This is a genomic window from Candidatus Zixiibacteriota bacterium, assembly GCA_035574315.1.
Taxonomy (GTDB): domain Bacteria; phylum Desulfobacterota; class Binatia; order UBA9968; family UBA9968; genus DATLYW01.
Window position 1 is genome coordinate 61350 of the sequence record DATLYW010000045.1, and the last position, 20196, is coordinate 81545.

Genomic DNA, 20196 nt, shown 5'->3' on the forward strand with positions numbered 1-20196 from the left:
GCTCTCCGTTTCTCACGCTCCCCCGGCCGGCGGCGCCTTGAAGCTTCCGGAAGTGAACCGGAGCAGGAGGCGGTCGATGTTCTCGCCGTATCCCCGCCGATCGCCTTCCGAGACCATCGCACGCTCCAGCCATTCCTCGCAGTGGGTGCAGCCGTCGCAACCGAGGCGGCAATCCTTGTTCTTGAAAAACTCGAGGAAACCCTCCAGCCGCCGGTTGTCCAGCCCGACCGGAAACTCGCCGAACGGGTCGACGCCGTCGAAGCCGAGGATCAGATCGTTGAGCTTCCCGCGATAGCTCCTGGCGGCGTAAGCGGCCGCCGCCTGCAGGATCCATTCGCGGCCCTTTTCGCGCCCCGCCAGCTTGAAGCGCGCAAACCCCATCGCTTCGTACTTCGAGAGATCCTCCGGGCGGATCCAGGGCGCTTTGACCATCTCCACCGGCCGCATCGATTTCACCTGGATGCACTTCGCCAGCGAGTAGTCGAGATAACAGCCCCGGTCGAGACACTCCGCGGAGTGGCTCACGAAGTTCGCGTGGTAGTCGCGCAGCGGGCAATGGACGAGGCAGCCCAGGTTGACGATGGGCACGAGATCGCACCTCAGCTTCCGCCTCAACGTTCGCAGGAGGCGGAAGTCGCGGTTGAGGTACTCCGCGAGATAGATCGAATCGACGCCGAGGTCCTCATAGAACAACGCCTTGTCCACGCTGTCGACGTTGACGATGCTCGACAGGCTGACGCGGAGCTCCGGATAGCGGCGCTTCACCATCTCGATGACGTAGGGGTTGGTCGCCACGACGCCTTCGGCGCCGCAATCGGCGAGCCATCCCAGCCGCTGCGCCAGCCACTTCTGCCCTTCCGCGGTGAACTCCCGGTTGGCCCCGCACGAGCTGTTGAGCGTGTAATAGAAGCCGATGCCCCGGGCGCGCGCCTGCGCGATGTGCTCCTCGACCCCGACAAGATCGGCGGCGGGAAGCCACTTTTTCGCCCTCGCGCCGTGCTCTTCGGGCAGCGAGCCGTAGATCGCGCTCACCGGAATGCCGGCGAGACCGTCGAGAAGCTCCGTCTCGAACGTGGTGGGAACGACCAGCATGGCGGCTTCGCGGGAGCGAGCCCCCGCCCTCAGACCTTTCGCACCTCCACGCGCGTGCCCCGGTCGCTGAAGCCCGGGTAGTTGCTCATCGTTATCGGCCGGATCTGGAAATAGTCCCCGGCGAGCTCGATCGGATTCATCGGCGAGGGCATCACGCTCTTGAAATGGCGCCAGCCGTCGAACTGATAGTTCTCCCAGGCGTGGTAGATGATCACCTGGCCCGGCCTGACCGCGGGCGACACCCCCGCCTGGACGCGGAAGGACGCGACGTCGTTCGCCACCTCCACGGTGTCGCCGTCCTCGATGCCCCGGGCGCGCGCGTCCTTTGCGCTGAGGAAGATCAACGGCCCGCCGCGCTGGAGCTGAAGCAGCAGACTCTCGTCGATCTGATCGCTGTGGATGCTCCAGCGGTGATGGCCGCCGGTGATCTTCAGCGGGTAGTCGCCGCCGGCGGCCGGCGGATCCTTGTGCACGGGGAGATCCTCGCCCAGCTCGCGGAACCATTCATGGTCGATGAGAAACTGGATGCGGCGCGTGAGCGTCGGATAGGGATCCTTGCGCTCGGTGTGCCAGGTGAGCGGCACGACGGTTTCTCCCGGGACGATGTCGCAGGTGTTGCCGATGGAGCGCATGCCGGTGCCCACCCCCGTGTAGGCGGCGATGCCCCGTTCCTTGAACTCTTCCCAGTCCATCTGCTCGACGTTCGAGGCGTTGAGGAAAGCGTCGCGGGCGATGCCTTCCTCGTCGTCTTCGTTGTAAAGCCCGCCGAAGGTTACCCGGTCCTCCAGCCCGGCGAAGCGAAATTCCGCTCCGCTCGCGCTCTTGTAGCCTTCCACTCCTCTTTCCGCCGCGCGTTCTTCGATCTTTCTCGCCAGCAGGCAGAACATCTTCCACTCGCTCATCGAATCGTAGAGCGGCGGGGTCGCCTGGTTGACCACGTGGACGAAAGGCTGAACCGGCATGCCCATGAGGAAGGTCGACGTCTTCTCGTACCAGCTGCAGGCGGGAAGCACGAGGTCGGCGTACATGGCGGTGGCGTTCCAGCGCCAGTCGATCGATATCAGGAGGCGAAGCTTGGGAAGGAATTTTTCGATCAACAGGTTCGTCGCCCTGGAGCGCCTGAGGAAATTCCCGCCCAAGGCGAACATGACCCGGGGCGCGGTTTGCGGTCCGGGGGAGAGAAACTGCCATTTCTTGTCGAAGGCCTCGCGGACATACTCCTTGATCGGCCGCTTGAGGTGAGGATCCCACTCCGGGTGCTCGGCGCAAAAATCGAGCACTCCGCCGTGGATGTAGTACATGAGGGAAGTCGGCGTGATGCCGCCCGACGCGAAGGCCTGATGCACGTATTCGTAGAGGATCATCTCGTCGGTAAATCCCTCTTCGCGCCACTGGGCGAAGCGCGGATCACCGCCCGCGGCCGACAGGATGATCTGGTCGCCGCGTTTCTCCAGCCCGCCGATGGAGGTGTCGAGCCCCATCATCGGAAACGCGCTGAAGGTCGCCCCCTTCCGCCCCATGTGGCCGCAGAGCGCGAAAACGAGCAGAATCGCGCGCTCGATCAAATCGCCGTGGTAGAATTTCCCCCAGTTGGCGGTGCTGATGTTGACGACGCCACGGGCCGCGGCGATCTCCCGCGCGAGCTCCTCGATCATCCGGGCGGACACACCGGTGATCGTCGCCGCCTGTTCGGGCGTGTAGTTGCGATCGAGATGGGCGCGCAAAACCTCCATCACCGGCTTGACGGTCGCCGTTCCGTGGAGCGTCGCGACCTGGAAGCTCCCCTCGAGTGCCGGAACGAGCCCGTCGAGCGCGAGGCTTTTCCTCGGCGCCTCGGCGAGCCTGCCCGAGGCCCGGTCCCAGAAATAGAAGACATCCTCGCGGCCGCCGCTCTTCAGATCCTTTTCGCGCAGGTATCTACCCGTCGCTTCGTTGACCAGGAGCGGCATGTCGGTCTGCTCGCGCACGAAATCCTCGCGGTACAGCTTCTCCTTCAGGATGACCTGGCTCATCGCGAGAGCCAGGGCCGCGTCGCTGCCGATGTTGACCGGAACCCAGAGATCCGCGTGGACGGCCGAGGGACTGTAGTCGGGGGAAATCGTGACGACCCTGGTACCGTTGTAGCGCGCCTCGGCGATGAAGTGATAGTTCGGCATGTTGGTATAAACCGGATTGCCGCCCCAGATGAGGATCATGTCCGAGTAGAACCAGTTGTCCGCCGAGTCCCCGACGATCACCTTCCCGAGCGTGATCGCCACGCCCTGGTGATCGTCGCCGTTGTCGGCGGTTACGTTGGATAGCGGCGCGCCGAGCGCGATGAAGAAGGCGTTGGGGCCCGTCCCCTCGCTCCCCACGTTGGACACTCGCGTGCCGCCGCACTGCACGATCGCCTCCGGCCCTTCCTTCACGGCGGTATCGATGATGGCGTCGGCGACCTCCGTCAGCGCCTCGTCCCAGCTGATCCTTTTCCATTTGCCCTCGCCGCGCTTCCCCACCCGCTTCAGAGGAAACTTGATCCTCGTCGGATCGTACATCCGGTGAACGTAACAGGCGCCTTTCTGGCATCCCCGCGGATTGAAATCGGGCACCCGAGGATCGTTTTGCGGGGGATAGTTGGCCGCCTGCTCTTCGCGCAGAACGACGCCATCTTTGACGTAGAGGTTGAAGTTGCAGGCCTGTTGATACCAGCAGTTGGTGAGATGCGAACCTTTGACCACCCGGTCCCAATCCCACGGATCGCGCCGGACCCTGCTCGAACGGAAATCCGTAACGGCTGGAAGGGTGGAGTCTTTCGGCGCCAGTCCTTCCAGTTCCAGCTTGAGGCGGGCCATGCCATTTCCCCTTTCTACGCCGCCAAATGCGCCAGATCTCGCGCGCAGAACTCGGCCGCGAGCCGCGCCATCTCCGGATAGAACGGCGCCTTGTTCGCGCCCACCTTGTCCGCAACCGCCGAGACGAACTCGTTCAAATGAAAGCGCAAAAAGTCGCGCTGGGCTTCGCGGTACGGACGCCTGCTCTCGCCCCTGACCTCCGCCTCTGCTTCCTTGAAGGTGAGAACGTGCATGAATTCCAGCTCCGAGGCCAGGTGGTCCGGGCGATCGCGCTTTTCCCCGGAAAGGCGCAGGCCGAAGAAGTGGTAGAAGCGCAGCACCTCCTCCATGACCTTCAAACGGCCGCCGCCGTACTCCCCCTCGTAGAGCGGAGCCGGCGGCCCGTGCTCTCCTCCGATCTCGAAGAGCGCCATGTAGGCGCTTTGGAAGGCCTCGTAGCTCAGGTCGGTTCCGCGTCCGAGCGTACCGGGCCGAAGGCCCTGGAAGGGGAGAAGCCCGATCGCTGTCAGTGCCTCGGCCGCCAGATCCCCCGCCTGAATCTGCCGGTACCGCTCCGCCGAGGGGAAGCGGAAAGCCCGGGAGAACAACGCGTAGAGGCGGCTGCGGCCGCCGATGGCCGTCTGCTCGGTTCCGTCGAGCTCTAGTTCAGTTTGCATTACGCCTGGACCTCGCTGGGGTCTCTGGGAAAAGGACCCAAAAGCTCCTGCCACCTGCGCGCGATCAGGATGTCCATCAGCTCGGATTCTTCTTTTTTTCTTTTCTTCTCCAGCTCGGCCTTGAGCCGGTCGAGGGCGGCGTCAAGCTCCGAACCGAACAGTTTGCGAAGGTACCCGGCAGGAATTCGCGGTTGGGAGGGATCGACGTTGCCGTCGGGATCCAGCCGGGGCGGCGCCAGCGGTGGGACGTAGTAGACGTTCGGTCTGGTGCCGAACTCCGCGTGCAAGGGGAGCGCCACCTTCCATTCCTTGACCAGCTTGTGCACGGGCCCGCCGGTATCGTCCAGGAAGCCGACCCAGATACAGCGCCCGGGGCACTGCCGCACGCAGGCGGGAGCCACCTCACGCTCCATGCGGGAAACGCAGGCATCGCATTTTTGCGCCACCCCGCGCACCGGGTTCAGATAGACTTCCTTGTAGGGGCAGCCCTTCATGCAGACGGGGTCGGCGCAGCTCCCGCACTTGCTCTCGTCGGCCACGAGCACGACCCCGTCGGCTTCGCGCTTGACGATGGCCCCGTGCGGACAGGCATCGGCGCAAGCCGGACGGCCGCAGTGATTGCACATGCGCGGCATGTAGAAAAAATAGGCGTTGGGGTACTCTCCGCTGGCGATATCCTCTTCCCAGTTGGGCCCCCACTCCGGCTTTTCTCTGGGCGCGAGGTGGACCTCGCTGCCCCGACCTCCATAGAAGACCTCCTCGTAATTGAATTGCATGGGCTTGCCGTAGTCCGCCTCCTCGGGTCTTCTACCGAGCTTGACGGTCCCGTCGCCGTTATAGCCGCCCCCCATCGCCTCCCAGTCTCTGGGATAGCCCCTGCCCGGCATCGTGTTGACCTTCATCCACCACATGTGGTCCATGCCTTTGTCGTTGGTCCAGAGAGTCTTGCAGGCGATCGTGCAGGTGTGACAGCCCATGCACTTGTTCAGGTCGATCACGAACGCGATTTGTCTTTTGGGCTCGGGCATGCGACCCCCCTCGCGGATCGAAAAAAGAACTCCCGGTCCTCACGCCGAACCGGGCGAGAACCGCCGCATTCCGGATGCCTGGAACGGCTCGGCCAGGCGGACTTCCAGTATGCTGGTGAGCTCGTGACTATGCAGACATCGCATCATGGGGCTCGTGGCCGAGACTTTCGAATCGCGGTCCAACGGTTCCTCTCCGGGTCCCGGTCCCCGCTTTCGATGGATGTCTGCCCGCCAACGAAACTCCTTCAGTGGTGCCGTCCTGCTGGCCAGAAAACGGCGAGCATAAGTTGTGCCACCTCAAAATGCCTCTACACCCCGGAAGATGCCTCTCTACACCTGGGAAGAGTACAAATTGTCTTTCCTTATTTTTGGAATTTACCGGGAAGAATTCCAGAGAATAGTAAAATTCCGGAGCGCCGGCCCCGATCCAAACATCAATTTGCTGGCATAGCGTTTGCTCGCGCGCCCCATCATCTCCGCCAAAAGGAGAGACCTCCGTTGCGCGTCGAAGTCCGGTTTTACGGCTTCATCCGGGACGCCGCTTCCTCTTCGAGTCGTCATTTCGAGCTATCCGACCGTGGCTCGGTGCGGGAGCTGTTGAACGCAATCATCGATCGGTTCGGCGAAAAACTGCGGGACCGGCTGCTCACCAGGGCCGGCGACCTGGAGACAAACGTGCAGATCTTCGTGGAAGGCGAGCGCGTCGCCGAAATCGACCGCCCGCTTGCCGACGGCCGCGGCGAGGTCGAGGTCAGAGTTTTCGTCTTGTCGGCGACCGCAGGAGGCTAGGGTGCGCCGGGACGAATCCGATCACGAAGACGTCTGGATACCCACGACCTGCGGCTCCTGCTACAGCGTCTGCGCCCTCAAGGTCCATCGGGTGAACGGCACGATCGTGAAGATCGAAGGCAACCCCGATTCGCCGACCAACCGGGGCCGCCTCTGTCCTCGCGGCGTGGCCGGCATCATGACGTTGTACAACCCGGACCGCGTCGACGTCCCCCTCAGGCGAACCAATCCCCGCAAGGGGCTCGATATCGACCCCGGATGGGTGGAGATCTCCTGGGAAGAGGCCCTCGACACGATCGCCGCCCGATTGAGAAAGATCCGCGAAGAAGACCCCCGCAAGCTCCTCCTCACGGGAACCGTCACGACGCAAGACGAGGTGCCGTTCGCCAAGATCTTCGCCATGGCGTTCGGCACCCCCAACGGCTGGAACTCGGGCGCCGGCAACCACTGCGGCACCGCCGAGCACCTCTACGGCGCCCTGCTGCATGCGTCATGGGCGAAGCAACCCGACCCCGACCACTGCAAATACCTGCTGAACTTCGGCACCGCGGCCGGATTCGGGAGCTACTACTGCGTGACGGGCATGGCCCAGCGTATCGCCGATGCCCGCGTGCGCGGCATGCGCCACGTCGCCATCGATCCGTTCCTGAGCCCGAGCGCGGAGAAAGCCGACGAGTGGATTCCCATCCGTCCCGGGACCGACGGCGCCATGGCGCTCGCGATGCTGCACGTGCTCCTGCACGAGCTGCGCATCTACGACGGCGAATACCTCAAGCGCCACACCAACGCGCCCTATCTTATTGGCGAGGACGGCCTCTACGTCCGCGATTCCGAGCGAAACGTTCCTCTGGTTTGGGACGCGGCGGAAGCACGCGCAAAGCGCTTCGACGCGCCGGAGATCGGAGATTTCGCCCTGGAAGGAGAGTTCAGCGTTGGGGGACGGCGTGCGCGCCCGGCGTTCGCCCTTCTCGAGGATCACTTGCGGCGTTTCACGCCGGAGTGGGCCGAGCCGATCACGACGGTTCCAGCCGCCACCATCCGGCGGATCGCCGGCGAGTTCGGCAGGGAGGCCCGCATCGGCAGCACGATAGTGCTCGACGGCAAGGTCCTTCCATACCGGCCCGTCGCCGTCACCTATTTCAAGGGCGCCCAGGGACACAAGAACGCTCTGTTGAACTGCATGGCCCTGGAGCTGCTGGTCGAGGTGGTCGGGGCTTCCAATGTCCCCGGGGGGCTTCTCGGGATGAACTCCTGCTCTTTCGGCCACCCGGAGACCGGGGAGCCCAGATGGATTCCCAAATCCGATAAAGACGGCCTCCTGGTTGCCGGCAAATGGCCGAACCATCCGCCTCCTTATCCGCCGCGCGAGGTGAAAGGAGCGGAAACCATCGATCTGAGAGGAATGATCCCCACCTGTCCGGGGAGCTCGGGCGCCCTGCCGGCGGTCATGGCCGACCCCGGCCGCTTCAAAGTCCCCTACCGCATCGAGATGAATCTCCAGGTGGGCTCGAACTACGTGATGACTTTTGCCGATCCCGAAGCGGTCGCGAAAGCCTTCCAGGACGTATTCCAGGTTTCCTTTGCTCTTTTCCTCGACGAAGCGACTTACCTCTCGGACATCGTCCTCCCCGCCGCGAGCTACCTGGAACGTTTCAGCCACTCGACCGACTGGATGGCGTCGAACAGCCCCGTCGGTGAATGGTCCTATCACCTGCGCCAGCCGGTGGTCGAAACCATCGGGAAGCGGCGCAGCGTGTGCGAGGTGTTGCTGGATCTCGCCGAGCGGCTCGAGATGCGGGAGGAATTTTACGCCATGATCAACGTCGTGCTCGATCTGAAGCCGCCCCACGCCCTCGATCCCGCGCGGCGGGTCACCTGGGAGCAGATCGTCGACCGGCGCTACCGATCGCTGTTCGGCGATGCGCGCGGCCTGGAGTGGTTCAAGGAGCACGGCCTTCTCAAGTGGCCGAAGAAGATCGAGGAAGTCTACTGGAAACCTTTCTCGCACGCCCGGGTGCCGGTCTATTTCGAATGGTTCAAGCGGCTGGGCGAGAACGTGGCCGCGGCAGCCGCTGGTCTCGGCATCGATATCGACACCACCGCCTTTCAGCCCTTGCCGGAGTGGCGCCCCTGCCGCAGTCACCGCGAGCCTTCCCCCGATCACGACCTCTACGCCATTTATTACAAGTTCCCGCTGCAAACGTTTTCCGGAACTTACGACAATCCCTGGCTCGACGAGGCGTGCGAGATCGACCGGCTTGCTTACCGCGTCGCCATCAATGCCGGGACGGCGGCCGGGAAGGGAATCCGCGACGGAGACTGGCTCGAGATCGAATCGGCCGCAACCGGCCACAAGATCCGCGGCCGGGCCGCCGTGACCGAGGGAATCCACCCGGAGGTGATCGGCATCGCCGGTTGCGGCGGCCACTGGTCGAAATTTCTCCGCGTCGCAAGCCGCGAAGGCAAGGGGCTCTGCTTCGAATGGTTGACCCCCGTCGGACTGGACAATGTCGATATTCCCTCGCTCACGCAGGACCTGTGCGTGAAAGTGAGGGTGCAAAGGGCGGAGCGTGCGGCGTGAGATACGGAATGGTGATCGACCTGAAAAGGTGCGTCGGCTGCGCCGGCTGCGCGCTCGTTTGCAAGGCCGAAAACGCCACGCCCCCCGGGGTGGTATGGCTCAGAGTGGTCAAGCACGAGTCCGGAAGGTATCCCCACGCAAGGCGCACCGCGATGCCGCTTCAATGCATGCACTGCGCGAACCCGCCGTGCCTTAAGGTTTGCCCCACCGGCGCGACTTTCAAGCGGCCGAACGGGATCGTCGATATCGATCCCGAAAAGTGCGTGGGCTGCCGTTACTGCATGATGGCGTGTCCTTACGACCAGCGATTCTATGTCGCCGAGGTGCGATCCTACTTCGAGGGTGGCCGTACTCCCTACGAGGAAACGGGCTACCTGCGGCACCCGGAGCGGGTGGTTTCCAAGTGCAACTTCTGCGTTCCCCGGCTGGAGCAGGGCCTGCAGCCCGCGTGCGTCGCCAACTGTATGACCGGAGCTCGAACTTTCGGCGACCTCGACGATCCCGAGAGCGAGGTCTGCAAGTTGATTCGCGATCGCGGCGGCTACCGGCTCTACCCGGAGCTGGGGACCGACCCTTCGGTGTACTATTTGCCGCCGTAGAGGAAAGAAGGAAGAACGATGAACCGGATCGAGCCTCATCAAGCTCGCATCGCCGACCTGGGCCGGCCCTTTCGCCCGCAGCGGGAATGGGCCGAGGGTCGGGGCCTGCTCCTTATCGTAGCCCATTTCCTCACCGGAGCGGGCGCGGCAACATGGTTCTTCGCCGCGCTGCGGGGCTTCGAGGCCGGGCTGGCGGCGGGATTCGCCCTCGTGGCGGTCGGTGGTCTCTGCCATCTGCTCTTTCTCGGTCGCCCCGAGCGCTTCTGGCGCATGATGGCCAACGTCGCCGGCTCGTGGATCAGCCGCGGTCTGGCGGGAATGGTGGCTTTTCTGGCCGCGGCCGCCGCCTACCTGCTCCGCGTGCAGTTCGATGCCGGGGAAACGGCTTTTTCCCGAACGCTTTTCGTCGTCTCGCTGCTGGGCGCGCTGTGGATCGTTGGCTACAAAGGCTTCGTTTGGGCCTCGGGCAAAGGCATCCCGCTTTGGAACACACCCCTCATCCCCGTTCTTTACATCGCCTACGCGCTGCGCGCCGGCACGGCTGTTCTGGTCGTGCTCGAGTCTGCGCCGGGAGCCGGCGGGCTGCAGATGAGTCTCGAAGCCGTCAAGCTCTGGCTGGCGATCTCCACGGCGGTGCTGGTGCTGGTTTACGTGTCGGTCATGCGCGGCAGCGGGGTCACGGCGCTTCGGTCCGTGGAGCTTCTGCTCTTCGGGCGCGTGGCGCTCCCCTTTTACGCGGGAGCGGTGGCGCTGGGCCTGGTTGTGCCGATTTCAGTCGGCGGCTTCGCCGCCTTTGCGGCCGTTCCATCCGGCCTGATCGTCGCGGCAGCGGTCTTTTCCCTCCTCGGCGATCTTTCCATCATCTACTGCATCGCCAGAGCGGGACTTTACCGGCCTCTGCCTGTCTGATGAGCGACCTTCGATCTGAAAAAAGCGAGGAGGACAAAAACGACATGGATTCCTTCGATTTCGTCAAGAGGTACCACTGGAATTACCGGCCGAAGACTCCCCGGCGGCCGTCCTGGTTCACGGCCTGGCCGGGCGGCGCGCGCATCGCCGTCACCTTCAACATCATGCACGAGTGGGAATCCAAGCCGGGGCCGCACACCATGGCGCGGCGACCGATGCCTCCGGATTCGGTTTACAGCGACGACTTCATGGCGTTGGGCGCGCGCGAGTACGGCGCCAACTTCGGCTTCTGGCGGCTGCTCGACGTCCTGGACAAGCACGGGGCGAAGGCGACCGTGATCGCCAGCGGGCTGATGGCCGAGCTTTTTCCCGAATCGCTGGCCGAGGCCAGGCGGCGCGGCCACGAGATCGCCACGCACCACTGGGATCAGACCGTGCATCCCACCGCCTATAAGACCAAGGAGCAGGAGCGCGAGGCGATCGTCAGATCGATCGCCGCCATCGAGAAGGCGACCGGCGAACGACCGGCCGGCTACATGTCGCCCGGGCCGCGCCCCGGGCCGTTTACGCTGGAGCTGTGCGCCGAGCTCGGCTTCAAATGGAACGGCGACTACTGCGACTCCGACATCCCGTATACCATCGACGTCAACGGCACCAGGCTGGTTTCGCTGGGCTATGTGCGGCCCGCGCACAGCGACAACGACATCGCTCCGCTCGGCCTGGCCGGCGCCCTGCAGCAGCTCAAGGACGACTTCGACGCCCACTACGAAGAAGCCCGGCTTCACCCGATGAAGTTTCGCTACTCGATGCACAACTTCACGGGCGGGCGCCCCGGGTTGGCCAGCGTTTTCGACAAGTTCCTGCAGTACGTCAAGGGCTTCCCGGGCGTCTGGTTCGCTCGCTGCATCGATATGGCCGATTACTGGCTGGAGCAGGAGGCCCTGCACGGAGCGGCGCCGAAACGAACGCACCAGGCCGCCTAGGACCGGGGCTTCGCGAGTCCGAGAAGTCGGCCCGGCTTCGCCCATGAAGGTCGCGCTTCCCCACGACTACTGGAACCCGCACGTCGAGCTGATGTCGAAGAGCGGGCTCAGGCAGCTCCAGCTGCGACGCCTCAAACGGGCGATCGACTACGCCTGGCGGCGCTCGCCCTACTACCGGAAACTGATGACCGATTGCGGCATCACTCCCGACGACATCTCGACGCTGGAGGACTTCTTCGAACGATTCCCGGTCACGCGGCGGGAGGACCTGGACCGGGATCTGCTGGAGCATCCGCCCTACGGCACGCGCCTCGCCGTGCCGCTGGACGGCGTCCTCAGATATCACACCACGTCGGGAACCACCGGCAAGCCCCCGGTGCGGGCTCTCGACACCGACCGGGACTGGGTCTGGGGCGCGGGCTGCTGGGCCTCGAGCCTCTACAACTTCGGCGTGCGGCCGGACGACAACGTGATGATCGCCTTCGGCTACGGCTCGTTCGTCGGCTTCTGGGGAGCCCATTATGGTTTCGAAAAAATCGGCTGCCGCGTCCATCCGACCGGGGGCATGGATACGAGGAGCCGGATCCGCATGATCCTGGACCTCCAGATCACCACTCTGTGCTGCACGCCTTCGTACGCGCTTCGCATCCTCCACGTCGCACGGGACGAGAACGTCGATCTCGGCCGGCAAAGCCGGCTCGACAAGGTCGTGGTCGCCGGCGAGCCCGGCGCTTTCATTCCCTCCACCCGGGCCGCGATCGAAGACGGCTTCAACGCACACCTCGCCGATTTCATGGGGACGACCGAGACCGCCGGGATGCTCGCTTTCACCTGCGCGAAACTTCCCGACGGCGCCCACATCAACGAGGACAAGTTTCTCACCGAGGTCGTCGACCCGCACACGCTCCGGCCGTTGAAATACGGTGAAAAGGGCATGATGGTGATCACACCGCTGGTCAAGCAGGCGATGCCCCTGTTTCGCTACGCGACGAACGACATCGTCGTGCTTCAGGAGAACGCGGCGTGTCCGTGCCGGCGAGTCTTCGATCTCCTCAAGGGCGGCATCCTGGGGCGCTACGACGATCTTGTGAAGGTGCGCGGAATCCAGCTGACGCCGCGGATGGTCGAGGAGATCGTGCGGGAATTTCCGGATGTCGAGGAATTTTTCACCACGATCAAGGAGATCGACGGCCTGGACTCGCTCGTCATCCAGTTCGAGTTGCGCGGAGACGCAGGCGCGCAACGCGCCTCGGAGGTCACGGCAGGAATCCGGCGTCAATTCAAGACCAGGATCGGCCTCACACCAGTCGTCGAGGCGGTGCCGGCGAACTCGCTGCCCCGTTTCGAGCTCAAGGCCCGGCGCTTCGTCGACCAACGGCCAAGATCCCATTGAGAGCGAGAGTTCCCATGGAACGACAACTTGTCGACAGGACCGATCGGGAAAGGCTCCTGGAAGCCTATCGGGCGCTGGAGGCGCTCGCCGAGCACCCTCTGCCGGTCGTTCGCTTCAACTGCCGCAGGGCCAGAAACGAGCTGTGGCAGGTCCTTTTCGACCTCGACATGACGGATGGGTTCTCTGCGGTCGCGCACCGCGCGCGGCCGCCGGCGCGGACGAACCGCCGGAGACCGGCCCGCGCCTCGGGCACGGATCGCCGCGGGTGAAGGAGGGACGCCATGGCAGCCGCGAAACCGCCGCTTGTCATCCGGGGAGCCCGGCTCATCGACGGAACGGGCAGAGGGCCGCTCGACGACGCGACGATATTGATCGAGGGGAACCGGATCGCCGGCGTCACGACCGACCCGGCTCCTTTGCCCGAAGGGGCGCGGATCGTCGACGCCCGGGGCAAGACGGTTCTTCCCGGCCTGATCGACAATCACGTTCACTACCGGAGCTACTGCGGCGAGCTGTTCCTCGCCCATGGCGTGACTTCGGTCCGGGACCTCGGGAATCCGCTCGAATGGATCCTCGCGCAGCGGGACGCCGTTGCGCTCGGGAAGGTTCCGGGACCGCGAATCTTCTGCACGGGAGGCGGCTTTTACGGCAAGGCGACCGCGGAACATCATACGGTGGCCACCGATCCGGAGCAGGCGCGCGGGGTAGCTCGGGAGCTCATAGCCCTGGGAGTGGACTACCTCAAGATTCACCTCGGCGTTTCCCTCGAGATCACCCGCGCCGTCGCCGAGGAGGCGCACGAGGCCGGCCTGAAGGTAACCGGACACCTCGACTCGAGCATCGTTCCCTACGCGGAGGCCGGCATCGACGGGGTCGAGCACGCGACCGGCTGCGCCGAGGAGACGATCAGAAGCGAGATCGGCCGCAAGGGACTTTCCGAGATCAAACTCTGGCTGGCGAAATTCCTCGGTCCCTGGACGCTCGCCGAAAGGGCGCACTTTCCGCGCCTCGTCGATTTTCTCGCGAAAAAAGGAACCTTCATCGAGCCGACGACGGTGCTCTGGGGAGCGGCGCTCGGCAAGCGGGACAGGTGGGAGCGGGAGGACTACGACGCCCTGAAAAATCCGGGCCTCTCCTATATATCGGAGCACGAGCGCCTCCTCTGGCTCGATCACTACTACACGGCCTACGGCCCGAGGATAAAAGATGCGCCGGAGGGGGACGTCGTCATGGGAAACCGCTATTCGATCTACGGGATCCTTCCGGAAGAAGAATTGCGCGAAGGCTTCCGGCGCCTGGGCGAGTTTCTCTCCCTTCTCGTCGAGGCGGGCGGCAACGTCGTGACGGGAACGGACGCGCCGGCGGTAATGCCGGGCATCAGCCTGCACCGCGACATGGAGCTGCTGGTGGAGGCGGGTCTCAGCCCGATGCAGGCGATCGTCGCGGCTACCCGGGCGGGCGCCGCGTATCTGGGCCAAGCCGACCGTCTTGGAACCGTCGAGAAGGGAAAGCTGGCGGATCTCGTGATCATCGACGGCGATCCGCTCGCCGATATCACCCGCACGCGCAGGATCCAGACCGTCATCAAGGACGGCGAGATCGTGGACACTTCTTACCACGCAAGCTTTTCAAATCCGTTTCCCCGTTCGCACACGCGGGAGTTCTACGGGTATCCGCGGCCCGCGCTCCACGGCATCTCGCCCAAAATGGTTCCGGCCGAAGACCGGGACGTCGAACTGGTATTACACGGGAGAGAATTCTACCCGGCCTCCGTGGTCTGCGCCGGCGGCCGCAGCGTCGCCACTCGTTTCATCAGTCAGACCGAGCTCGCCGCCACGATTCCGGCGCACCTGGTCAAGGCCGGGACGATCTTCGTCTCCGTGAAAAACCCGAAACCGCACGAGACGCCGGACAGGGGCGGCACTTCCAACGATCTCCCTTTGATCGTGAGGTTCCCGCAGGATCCGTCGCGCACGGTTCCTCCGCCATGACCCGGGGGCCGCGAAAATCATGGCCACCTTTCGCCAGCGCTCGTTCTCCCGGGGAATCCGTCTTCGGCACGACAATTGCGTCGATCGGCGGGTGTCCGACCGTGCCTTTGGCTTCAAGGAAAGGAGGCTCTTATGACGGCTCCTCTTATGGTCATTCTCGGTGTCGTTTCCATCGGCCTGATTTTCGTGATCGGCCCGATCGTGATCGACACCTACCGCCGCTATCGCCTCGCCAGAGTCGTGGACTGCCCTGAAGCCCGTACCTCCGCGGAAGTCCGGTTGAACACGCGCAAGGCGATGCTGGCGGCGGCCTTCGGGCGATCACTGCTCCGGGTCAAGAGCTGCTCGCTCTGGCCGGCGCGCAAGGGATGCGCGGAGGCTTGCGTCGGGGAAAACTGGCCGGAAACGCGCGAACGACGTCCGTGAGCCTGCGCGCTGTCAGACCGGGGAAAACGCTCGCTTCGGGCTGCGGCGCCGTGATCCGCTCGTGGTTCCGGTCCCGGCAGGAGCAATGGCTTCTTCTGTGCGCATCGACCCGTTGCCTCGCCCTGGTGGAGGCGCAAGGACGATTCGGCGACTCCCGCGGGGCGGTGGTTCACCGCTGCACCCTGTGGCCGGCCTTCGGCGGCTGCGATCGGCAGTGCATTCGTAGAGCGCAGGCTCCCGCATGAGGGGCCGACCCGAGCGCCTACAGCCGCTGCGCCGTCTCGAGCAGGCCCGGGTCGGCGCAGAATCGGTGTATGGCGACCTTCAGCTTCTGGGTCTGGACGTGGACCGGAATGCCGAGGCTTTCCACGATTTGCGCCCCTCCCAACCCCGCGGCGTGGAGCAGCTTGTTGTAAATCGTGTTGACCTCCGAGCCTTCGATTTCCAGCGCGATGCGAAACGCCTCGTCGACTCCGAGCGACGGCGTTCCCCGGCTGAGATAAGAGCGCAGCCACCGCTTCAGCTCTTCGGCCTTTTCGCGGGTCACGTCCAGCTCCAGCCGCTCCAGCTTGTCTTTTCCGATCAGCGTCCGGCACGCCGACAGGATCGAGCCGTGCTGCTCCTCTTCATGGGCCATGTCCCACCAGAAGTCGCGCAGCTCCGGCCGGTCGAGAAACAGGTGGGAAAAACGGAAGTAGATCTTCGCGACCAGCCATTCGATCTCCGCGAACCTTTCCAGGAGATCCAGCGCGCTCTCGGAACTCATGCTTCCTTCCGCCCGAAGAAGCTCGGCAGAACCAAATGGCTCGTTTCGAGTTTCCTTTTCTGCCCGCCGACCTCCCCTGTCTGTTCGTCGCCGATGCTCGAATTTCCTGAACCGTTCAAGGCATTTCTTCCAGCAAGCGCCCGAAGCCCCGTACCGGAGCGCGAAGCCGCAAGCGTTTCTGCGTCGCCCAGACGTCCGCCGTCACGTTGGTAACCACCGACGTCCGGAGATCGCGCTCCAGCGGCTCGATCGCCGGAAGGCAGTCCCATCCCGCGCCGAGAAGATAGAGGCAATCGCCGCCGCCGGCCTCGAGAAAGACCTTCTTCGCCCCGGCGTAGATCTGCTCGGCCGGGATCTTGCCCAGGTCCGCAAACGCCGTTTCCACACTTCGTTTCATCGCCGCAACCTCGAAACCGGCCTCTCTGAAGAATTGCGCAAACCTCGGATTGAGATCGTCCCCGAAATAGGTGACGCCGACGATGCGCCGGATTCCGAGAGCTTTCAGCGCCTCGATCTGGGTTCTGGTCGCCGTCAGCACCGGAACGCCGTACCTGGCCTGCAGAGTTTCGATCAGCTCGGCGTCGAAGCGGTACCCCTTGAGCATGACGGGAGGCACGCCCTGGATCACCGCGAGGTCGACCTTGAGCGCCGCCAGCTCGGCGACCCTTTGCTCGGCCACCGACAACGCCTCCTGGAACTCCCGCTCGGTCCCGGCGCTCACCCCGACGTAACGGGGAATCACCGCCACCCCGTCGGGCATGAGGCGAATAAATCTCTCGAGGGAACCCGGTCGAAACGTCGGTTTTATGAGGCCGACGGTCCCCCTCCACCCGTACATGGATCGCCCTCCCTTCACTGCACTGCCGGCAACGATACATCCTCGATCCTGTCGAGAATCTTCGAGCCCGTCCGACAAACCACCGCCAATTCATCCGACGGGTCGCAAAGAACATACCAATTCGTTTTTCGGCTCCGGCTAGCGTCCGAGCCGCTTCGCATCCCAGAAAGTTGGAAACGACGCGGCCTTCTTTCTTGTTTTTGATATCGCCCTCGAGGTTGCGGAACGCCAAAGCCGACGACGAGGCGCCGGCGCGCGCATCGACGGAAAGAGCCCGGGAAACGGCGGGAGCGCTCGCGGTTCGACCGGGGCTGCGCTCAGCGCCTGACTCCGGGCGCCACTTCCCAGGCCAGCCTGGTCATCGCCTCGATCATTGCGCGCATCGGGCGCGACGCCGGAATGTTGAGATCGAAGCAGACGTGCTCCACCCCGGCTTCGCTGTATTGCCGCAACCTCGAGACCAGATCTTCGCGGTCAGCGGGATCGGCGAGATCGGGAAGCGCGTTCCAGCGAAGGCTGAGCGCCGGGACTTTCACATCCTGTCCCCTCTTCCCGGCCCATTCCCGGAGCGATCGGAGCGCTTGCTCCAGACCGGCGACGCCGATCCGGTTCGTCGGATGCCACCCGTCGCCGAATCGAGCCGCGCGCCGGAGCGCGCCGGCGCTGTTGCCGCCGATCCAGATCGGCGGCCGCGGCTTTTGCGCGGGTTTCGGTAGAAAGATCGACTTCGGAACTCGATAGAACTCGCCCTCGAACGACGGCTCGTCCTGCGTCCATAGAGTGTCGAGAACGCGGATGTATTCGTCGGCCCGCCTGCGGCGCTCCGCCAGCGGTTCGCCCACCGCGTTGAACTCATCCGCGCTCCAGCCCGCCCCCAGACCAAGAATCAACCGGCCGCCCGAGAGCTGGTCCACCGTCGCCGCCATCTTGGCGAGCAAGACCGGACTCCGGTAGGCCGTTACCAGCACGCTGGTGCCGAGACGGACGCGGCGCGTACAGCTGGCGACGAAGGCCAGCACCGACATGGGATCGTAGGTGTTCTGCATCGGTACGGGCAGGGCTCCCCGCGGATTGCCGGGATACCGGGAGATCGGTTCGAGGGGCCAGAGGAGCCGATCCAGAACCCAGACCGAATCGAACCCGAGGAGCTCGGCGGCCTGCGCCGCCTCGACGATAGCCTCGCGGCTCGCCTCGGAGCCGAAATGGGGAAGAGCGATGCCGAACTGCATGAGACGTGACGAAGCCGCGCCCGGATCTCCCGCAGCGAAGAGCCGTCCTTCACCGGGGATAGAGCTCGGCGATAAAACCTTCCTTCGACAGTTGTTCGAGCGGCGCCGGATCGTAAAACTGTTTCGGATCGGCCCCTCTCGCCTTTGGATTGCGCGAGGCGACGTCCTCCAGGACGGCGTCGATCTCGGCGGGAGTTATCGTCGGGACGTTGCGAATGTAACCGAGCACATAGCTCTTGAAGGCGCTGGCCAGCAGCCGCGCGTCCGAATTGCGGGTGTACTTGCCCAAAACTCTGATCGTGAACTCCGGATTGGCCTTGGCGTATTTCACGCCTTCGAGCGTCGCCTTGAGGAACCGGTTCAAGGTCCGCGGCCGGCTGCGCACGAACGAGCTGGTGGTCACCAGCGTGGTTCCGGGGTAGCGGTACTTGATCTCTCCGAGGTTCAGGAATTCCCTGTAGCCCAGCTCCTTTGCCTTCTCCAGGGTCGGGGACGAAATCAACGCCCCGTGAACGAGTCCCTGTTGCATGAACAGGAGGTTTTCCGGGACGCCGCCGGTCTGGATCATTTTGACGTCTCTGTTCGCATCCAGGCCGAACTCGCTCAACGCCTTTCGGAGACCCAGATCGGTCAAGGAGCCGAACCGGCTCACGCCGAACGTCTTGCCCTTGAGATCCCGGGGCGTGGCGATCTCCGGCACGGTGACGAGGCTCATCGGTATGACGTTGATCGTGGTGGCGATCATCGTCACGTCCGACCCGGACAATCGCGACAGCACCGCCGCCGCCCCGGAGCCCTGGACGACGTGCGCGTCTCCCGAAATCAGCGTCGCGATAGCCTGAGCGCCGGCCACGTAGACGACGCTGACATCGAGACCGTACTTCCGGTAGATCCCGGCCTCCTGCGGCACCCACGTGGAAATCGACGTCGCCGCGATCGACGAGTAGCAGACGTTGAGTTTTTCCGCCTCCGCGCCGCGCGCCGGCCGGGCCGCCGCCCCTGCGGACAGACACGCGGAAACGGCGACGGCGGCGGCCAGCAACTTTCGCGGGCGGAAGATGGATGCCGCCTCAGCCAGCGCTGCGCGATATTTCTCGAAACGCCCGCTCTTCATCGCCGCTCCGACTCTACCTGCGCGCCGCGTCGTAGGCAAGCGACGGCCCGCTCGACGTATTCGAGCCGCAGGATTCGCTCGGCGGTCATCGCCTCCGAGACCCTTCTTGCGAGCTTTTCTTCGTCCAGGATGATCTGCAGCCCGGCGACGTTGATCGATCCGTCCGCGGGCACGCCGGGAATCAACGGATACTCCTCTTCCCACATTTCCCGATCCATGTCGGCTTCGAACTCGAGGCCGGAACGCTCCACGATCGCCATCATTTCGGCGTGGTTGGCGGGATTCTTCATGAACCGGTAGCCCCGGATCAGCCCTGCCAGAAAACCGACCGCGATGTCCGGATTGGCGTCCAGGAACGCACCCTTCGCCGCGATCGCTCGCAGCTGATAGCCGTCGGGCAGATACTCTTCGAGGTCCGCCAGGACCGGATAGCCGGCGCGCACGAACTCGTCGAGATAGGCCTTGTGGGCGATCCGCGCCTGGATCTCGCCTCGCTCGAGCCTGGGAACGATGGATCTGAACGACGAAGCCCCGGTGTGGGCGACGAAGATCACGTCGCCGTCGGGCTCCAGACCCGCCTTTTTCAGAATCATCGAGCTCATCGTCAGCGTCACGCCGTTGGGCTCCCTCAGACCGACTCTGCGACCCCTGAGATCGGCGACGCAGCGAATCCCTTTCGCTCCGACGAAAATCCCGGGATAGGTATTGAGAAAACCCCCGATGAGAAAAAGGTCCTCCCCGCGGTCCCTCGCCTGGAGCGCCACCGGGGTCTTGAGATCGACCACGATATCGATCTCGCCGCGGGCGAGCGCCTCCAGGCTCCTGTGATCGTTGCCGGTCGCCGAGATCTCGACGTCCAGCCCGTTTTCTTCGAAGTAACCCTTGGCGCGCGCCACCGCCGGGGCGACGCGGTGAAACAAGTGGTAGTGGCCCGCCGCGATCCTGAGCGTCCTGCCGATCATGTCCTCTGC

At 64.3% G+C, this 20196-nt stretch carries 18 protein-coding genes; 9 read left to right on the forward strand and 9 right to left on the reverse strand.

The annotated features are described in order from the left end of the window. Nucleotides 1-12 precede the first annotated feature (12 nt). Genes VNN77_15280 through VNN77_15295 form a run of 4 tightly spaced genes read right to left on the reverse strand, consistent with a single transcriptional unit; the run spans nt 13 to nt 5607 of the window. Nucleotides 13-1092 carry a U32 family peptidase gene (locus VNN77_15280; GenBank protein HXG52758.1) on the reverse strand — a complete coding sequence of 360 codons (1080 nt, stop codon included), beginning with the start codon at nt 1090-1092 and terminating at the stop codon, nt 13-15. Nucleotides 1093-1121: 29 nt separating this feature from the next. Beyond that, nucleotides 1122-3923, reverse strand: a complete 2802-nt coding sequence (locus tag VNN77_15285; GenBank protein HXG52759.1) for a molybdopterin-dependent oxidoreductase — start codon at nt 3921-3923, stop codon at nt 1122-1124. A gap of 14 nt (nt 3924-3937) precedes the next feature. Beyond that, complete coding sequence (locus VNN77_15290; GenBank protein ID HXG52760.1) at nt 3938-4579, reverse strand: molecular chaperone TorD family protein; 642 nt, start codon at nt 4577-4579, stop codon at nt 3938-3940. After that, nucleotides 4579-5607: a 4Fe-4S dicluster domain-containing protein gene (locus VNN77_15295; GenBank protein ID HXG52761.1), complete on the reverse strand. Its 1029-nt coding sequence runs from the start codon at nt 5605-5607 to the stop codon at nt 4579-4581. Before VNN77_15295 ends, VNN77_15290 begins: the two co-directional genes overlap by 1 nt. A gap of 498 nt (nt 5608-6105) precedes the next feature. Between VNN77_15295 and VNN77_15300 the strand changes: the two genes are divergently transcribed. The 9 genes from VNN77_15300 (at nt 6106) to VNN77_15340 (ending at nt 15278) form a co-directional block, all read left to right on the forward strand. After that, complete coding sequence (locus VNN77_15300; protein ID HXG52762.1) at nt 6106-6396, forward strand: MoaD/ThiS family protein; 291 nt, start codon at nt 6106-6108, stop codon at nt 6394-6396. Nucleotide 6397: 1 nt separating this feature from the next. Continuing rightward, nucleotides 6398-8977 carry a molybdopterin-dependent oxidoreductase gene (locus VNN77_15305; protein ID HXG52763.1) on the forward strand — a complete coding sequence of 860 codons (2580 nt, stop codon included), beginning with the start codon at nt 6398-6400 and terminating at the stop codon, nt 8975-8977. Next, complete coding sequence (locus tag VNN77_15310; protein HXG52764.1) at nt 8974-9576, forward strand: 4Fe-4S dicluster domain-containing protein; 603 nt, start codon at nt 8974-8976, stop codon at nt 9574-9576. The genes VNN77_15305 and VNN77_15310 overlap by 4 nt, the downstream gene beginning before the upstream one ends. A gap of 18 nt (nt 9577-9594) precedes the next feature. After that, the gene (locus VNN77_15315) at nt 9595-10485 is read left to right on the forward strand and encodes a DmsC/YnfH family molybdoenzyme membrane anchor subunit (GenBank protein HXG52765.1); all 891 of its coding nucleotides are present in this window, start codon (nt 9595-9597) and stop codon (nt 10483-10485) included. A gap of 44 nt (nt 10486-10529) precedes the next feature. Beyond that, nucleotides 10530-11468, forward strand: coding sequence for a polysaccharide deacetylase family protein (locus VNN77_15320; protein HXG52766.1), 939 nt, complete (start codon nt 10530-10532; stop codon nt 11466-11468). A gap of 43 nt (nt 11469-11511) precedes the next feature. Beyond that, on the forward strand, nt 11512-12861 hold the full coding sequence (locus VNN77_15325) for an AMP-binding protein (protein HXG52767.1): 1350 nt from the start codon (nt 11512-11514) through the stop codon (nt 12859-12861). Nucleotides 12862-12875: 14 nt separating this feature from the next. After that, entirely contained in the window at nt 12876-13130 is a 255-nt protein-coding gene (locus VNN77_15330) for a hypothetical protein (GenBank protein ID HXG52768.1), read from the forward strand. Between the two features lie 12 nt (nt 13131-13142). Then, nucleotides 13143-14852 carry an amidohydrolase family protein gene (locus VNN77_15335; protein ID HXG52769.1) on the forward strand — a complete coding sequence of 570 codons (1710 nt, stop codon included), beginning with the start codon at nt 13143-13145 and terminating at the stop codon, nt 14850-14852. Nucleotides 14853-14984: 132 nt separating this feature from the next. Then, nucleotides 14985-15278, forward strand: a complete 294-nt coding sequence (locus tag VNN77_15340) for a hypothetical protein (protein HXG52770.1) — start codon at nt 14985-14987, stop codon at nt 15276-15278. A 262-nt stretch (nt 15279-15540) separates the two neighbouring features. On the opposite strand, the gene VNN77_15345 is transcribed toward VNN77_15340, so the two are convergent. From VNN77_15345 to VNN77_15365, 5 genes are all read right to left on the reverse strand, one after another. Next, nucleotides 15541-16044, reverse strand: a complete 504-nt coding sequence (locus VNN77_15345) for a hypothetical protein (GenBank protein ID HXG52771.1) — start codon at nt 16042-16044, stop codon at nt 15541-15543. A 115-nt stretch (nt 16045-16159) separates the two neighbouring features. Further along, nucleotides 16160-16804 carry a hypothetical protein gene (locus tag VNN77_15350; GenBank protein HXG52772.1) on the reverse strand — a complete coding sequence of 215 codons (645 nt, stop codon included), beginning with the start codon at nt 16802-16804 and terminating at the stop codon, nt 16160-16162. 395 nt (nt 16805-17199) lie between these two features. After that, the gene (locus VNN77_15355; GenBank protein HXG52773.1) at nt 17200-18111 is read right to left on the reverse strand and encodes an LLM class F420-dependent oxidoreductase; all 912 of its coding nucleotides are present in this window, start codon (nt 18109-18111) and stop codon (nt 17200-17202) included. Between the two features lie 49 nt (nt 18112-18160). Beyond that, the gene (locus tag VNN77_15360) at nt 18161-19225 is read right to left on the reverse strand and encodes an ABC transporter substrate-binding protein (GenBank protein ID HXG52774.1); all 1065 of its coding nucleotides are present in this window, start codon (nt 19223-19225) and stop codon (nt 18161-18163) included. Continuing rightward, complete coding sequence (locus VNN77_15365) at nt 19222-20187, reverse strand: ABC transporter substrate-binding protein (protein ID HXG52775.1); 966 nt, start codon at nt 20185-20187, stop codon at nt 19222-19224. Before VNN77_15365 ends, VNN77_15360 begins: the two co-directional genes overlap by 4 nt. Nucleotides 20188-20196: the final 9 nt, after the last annotated feature.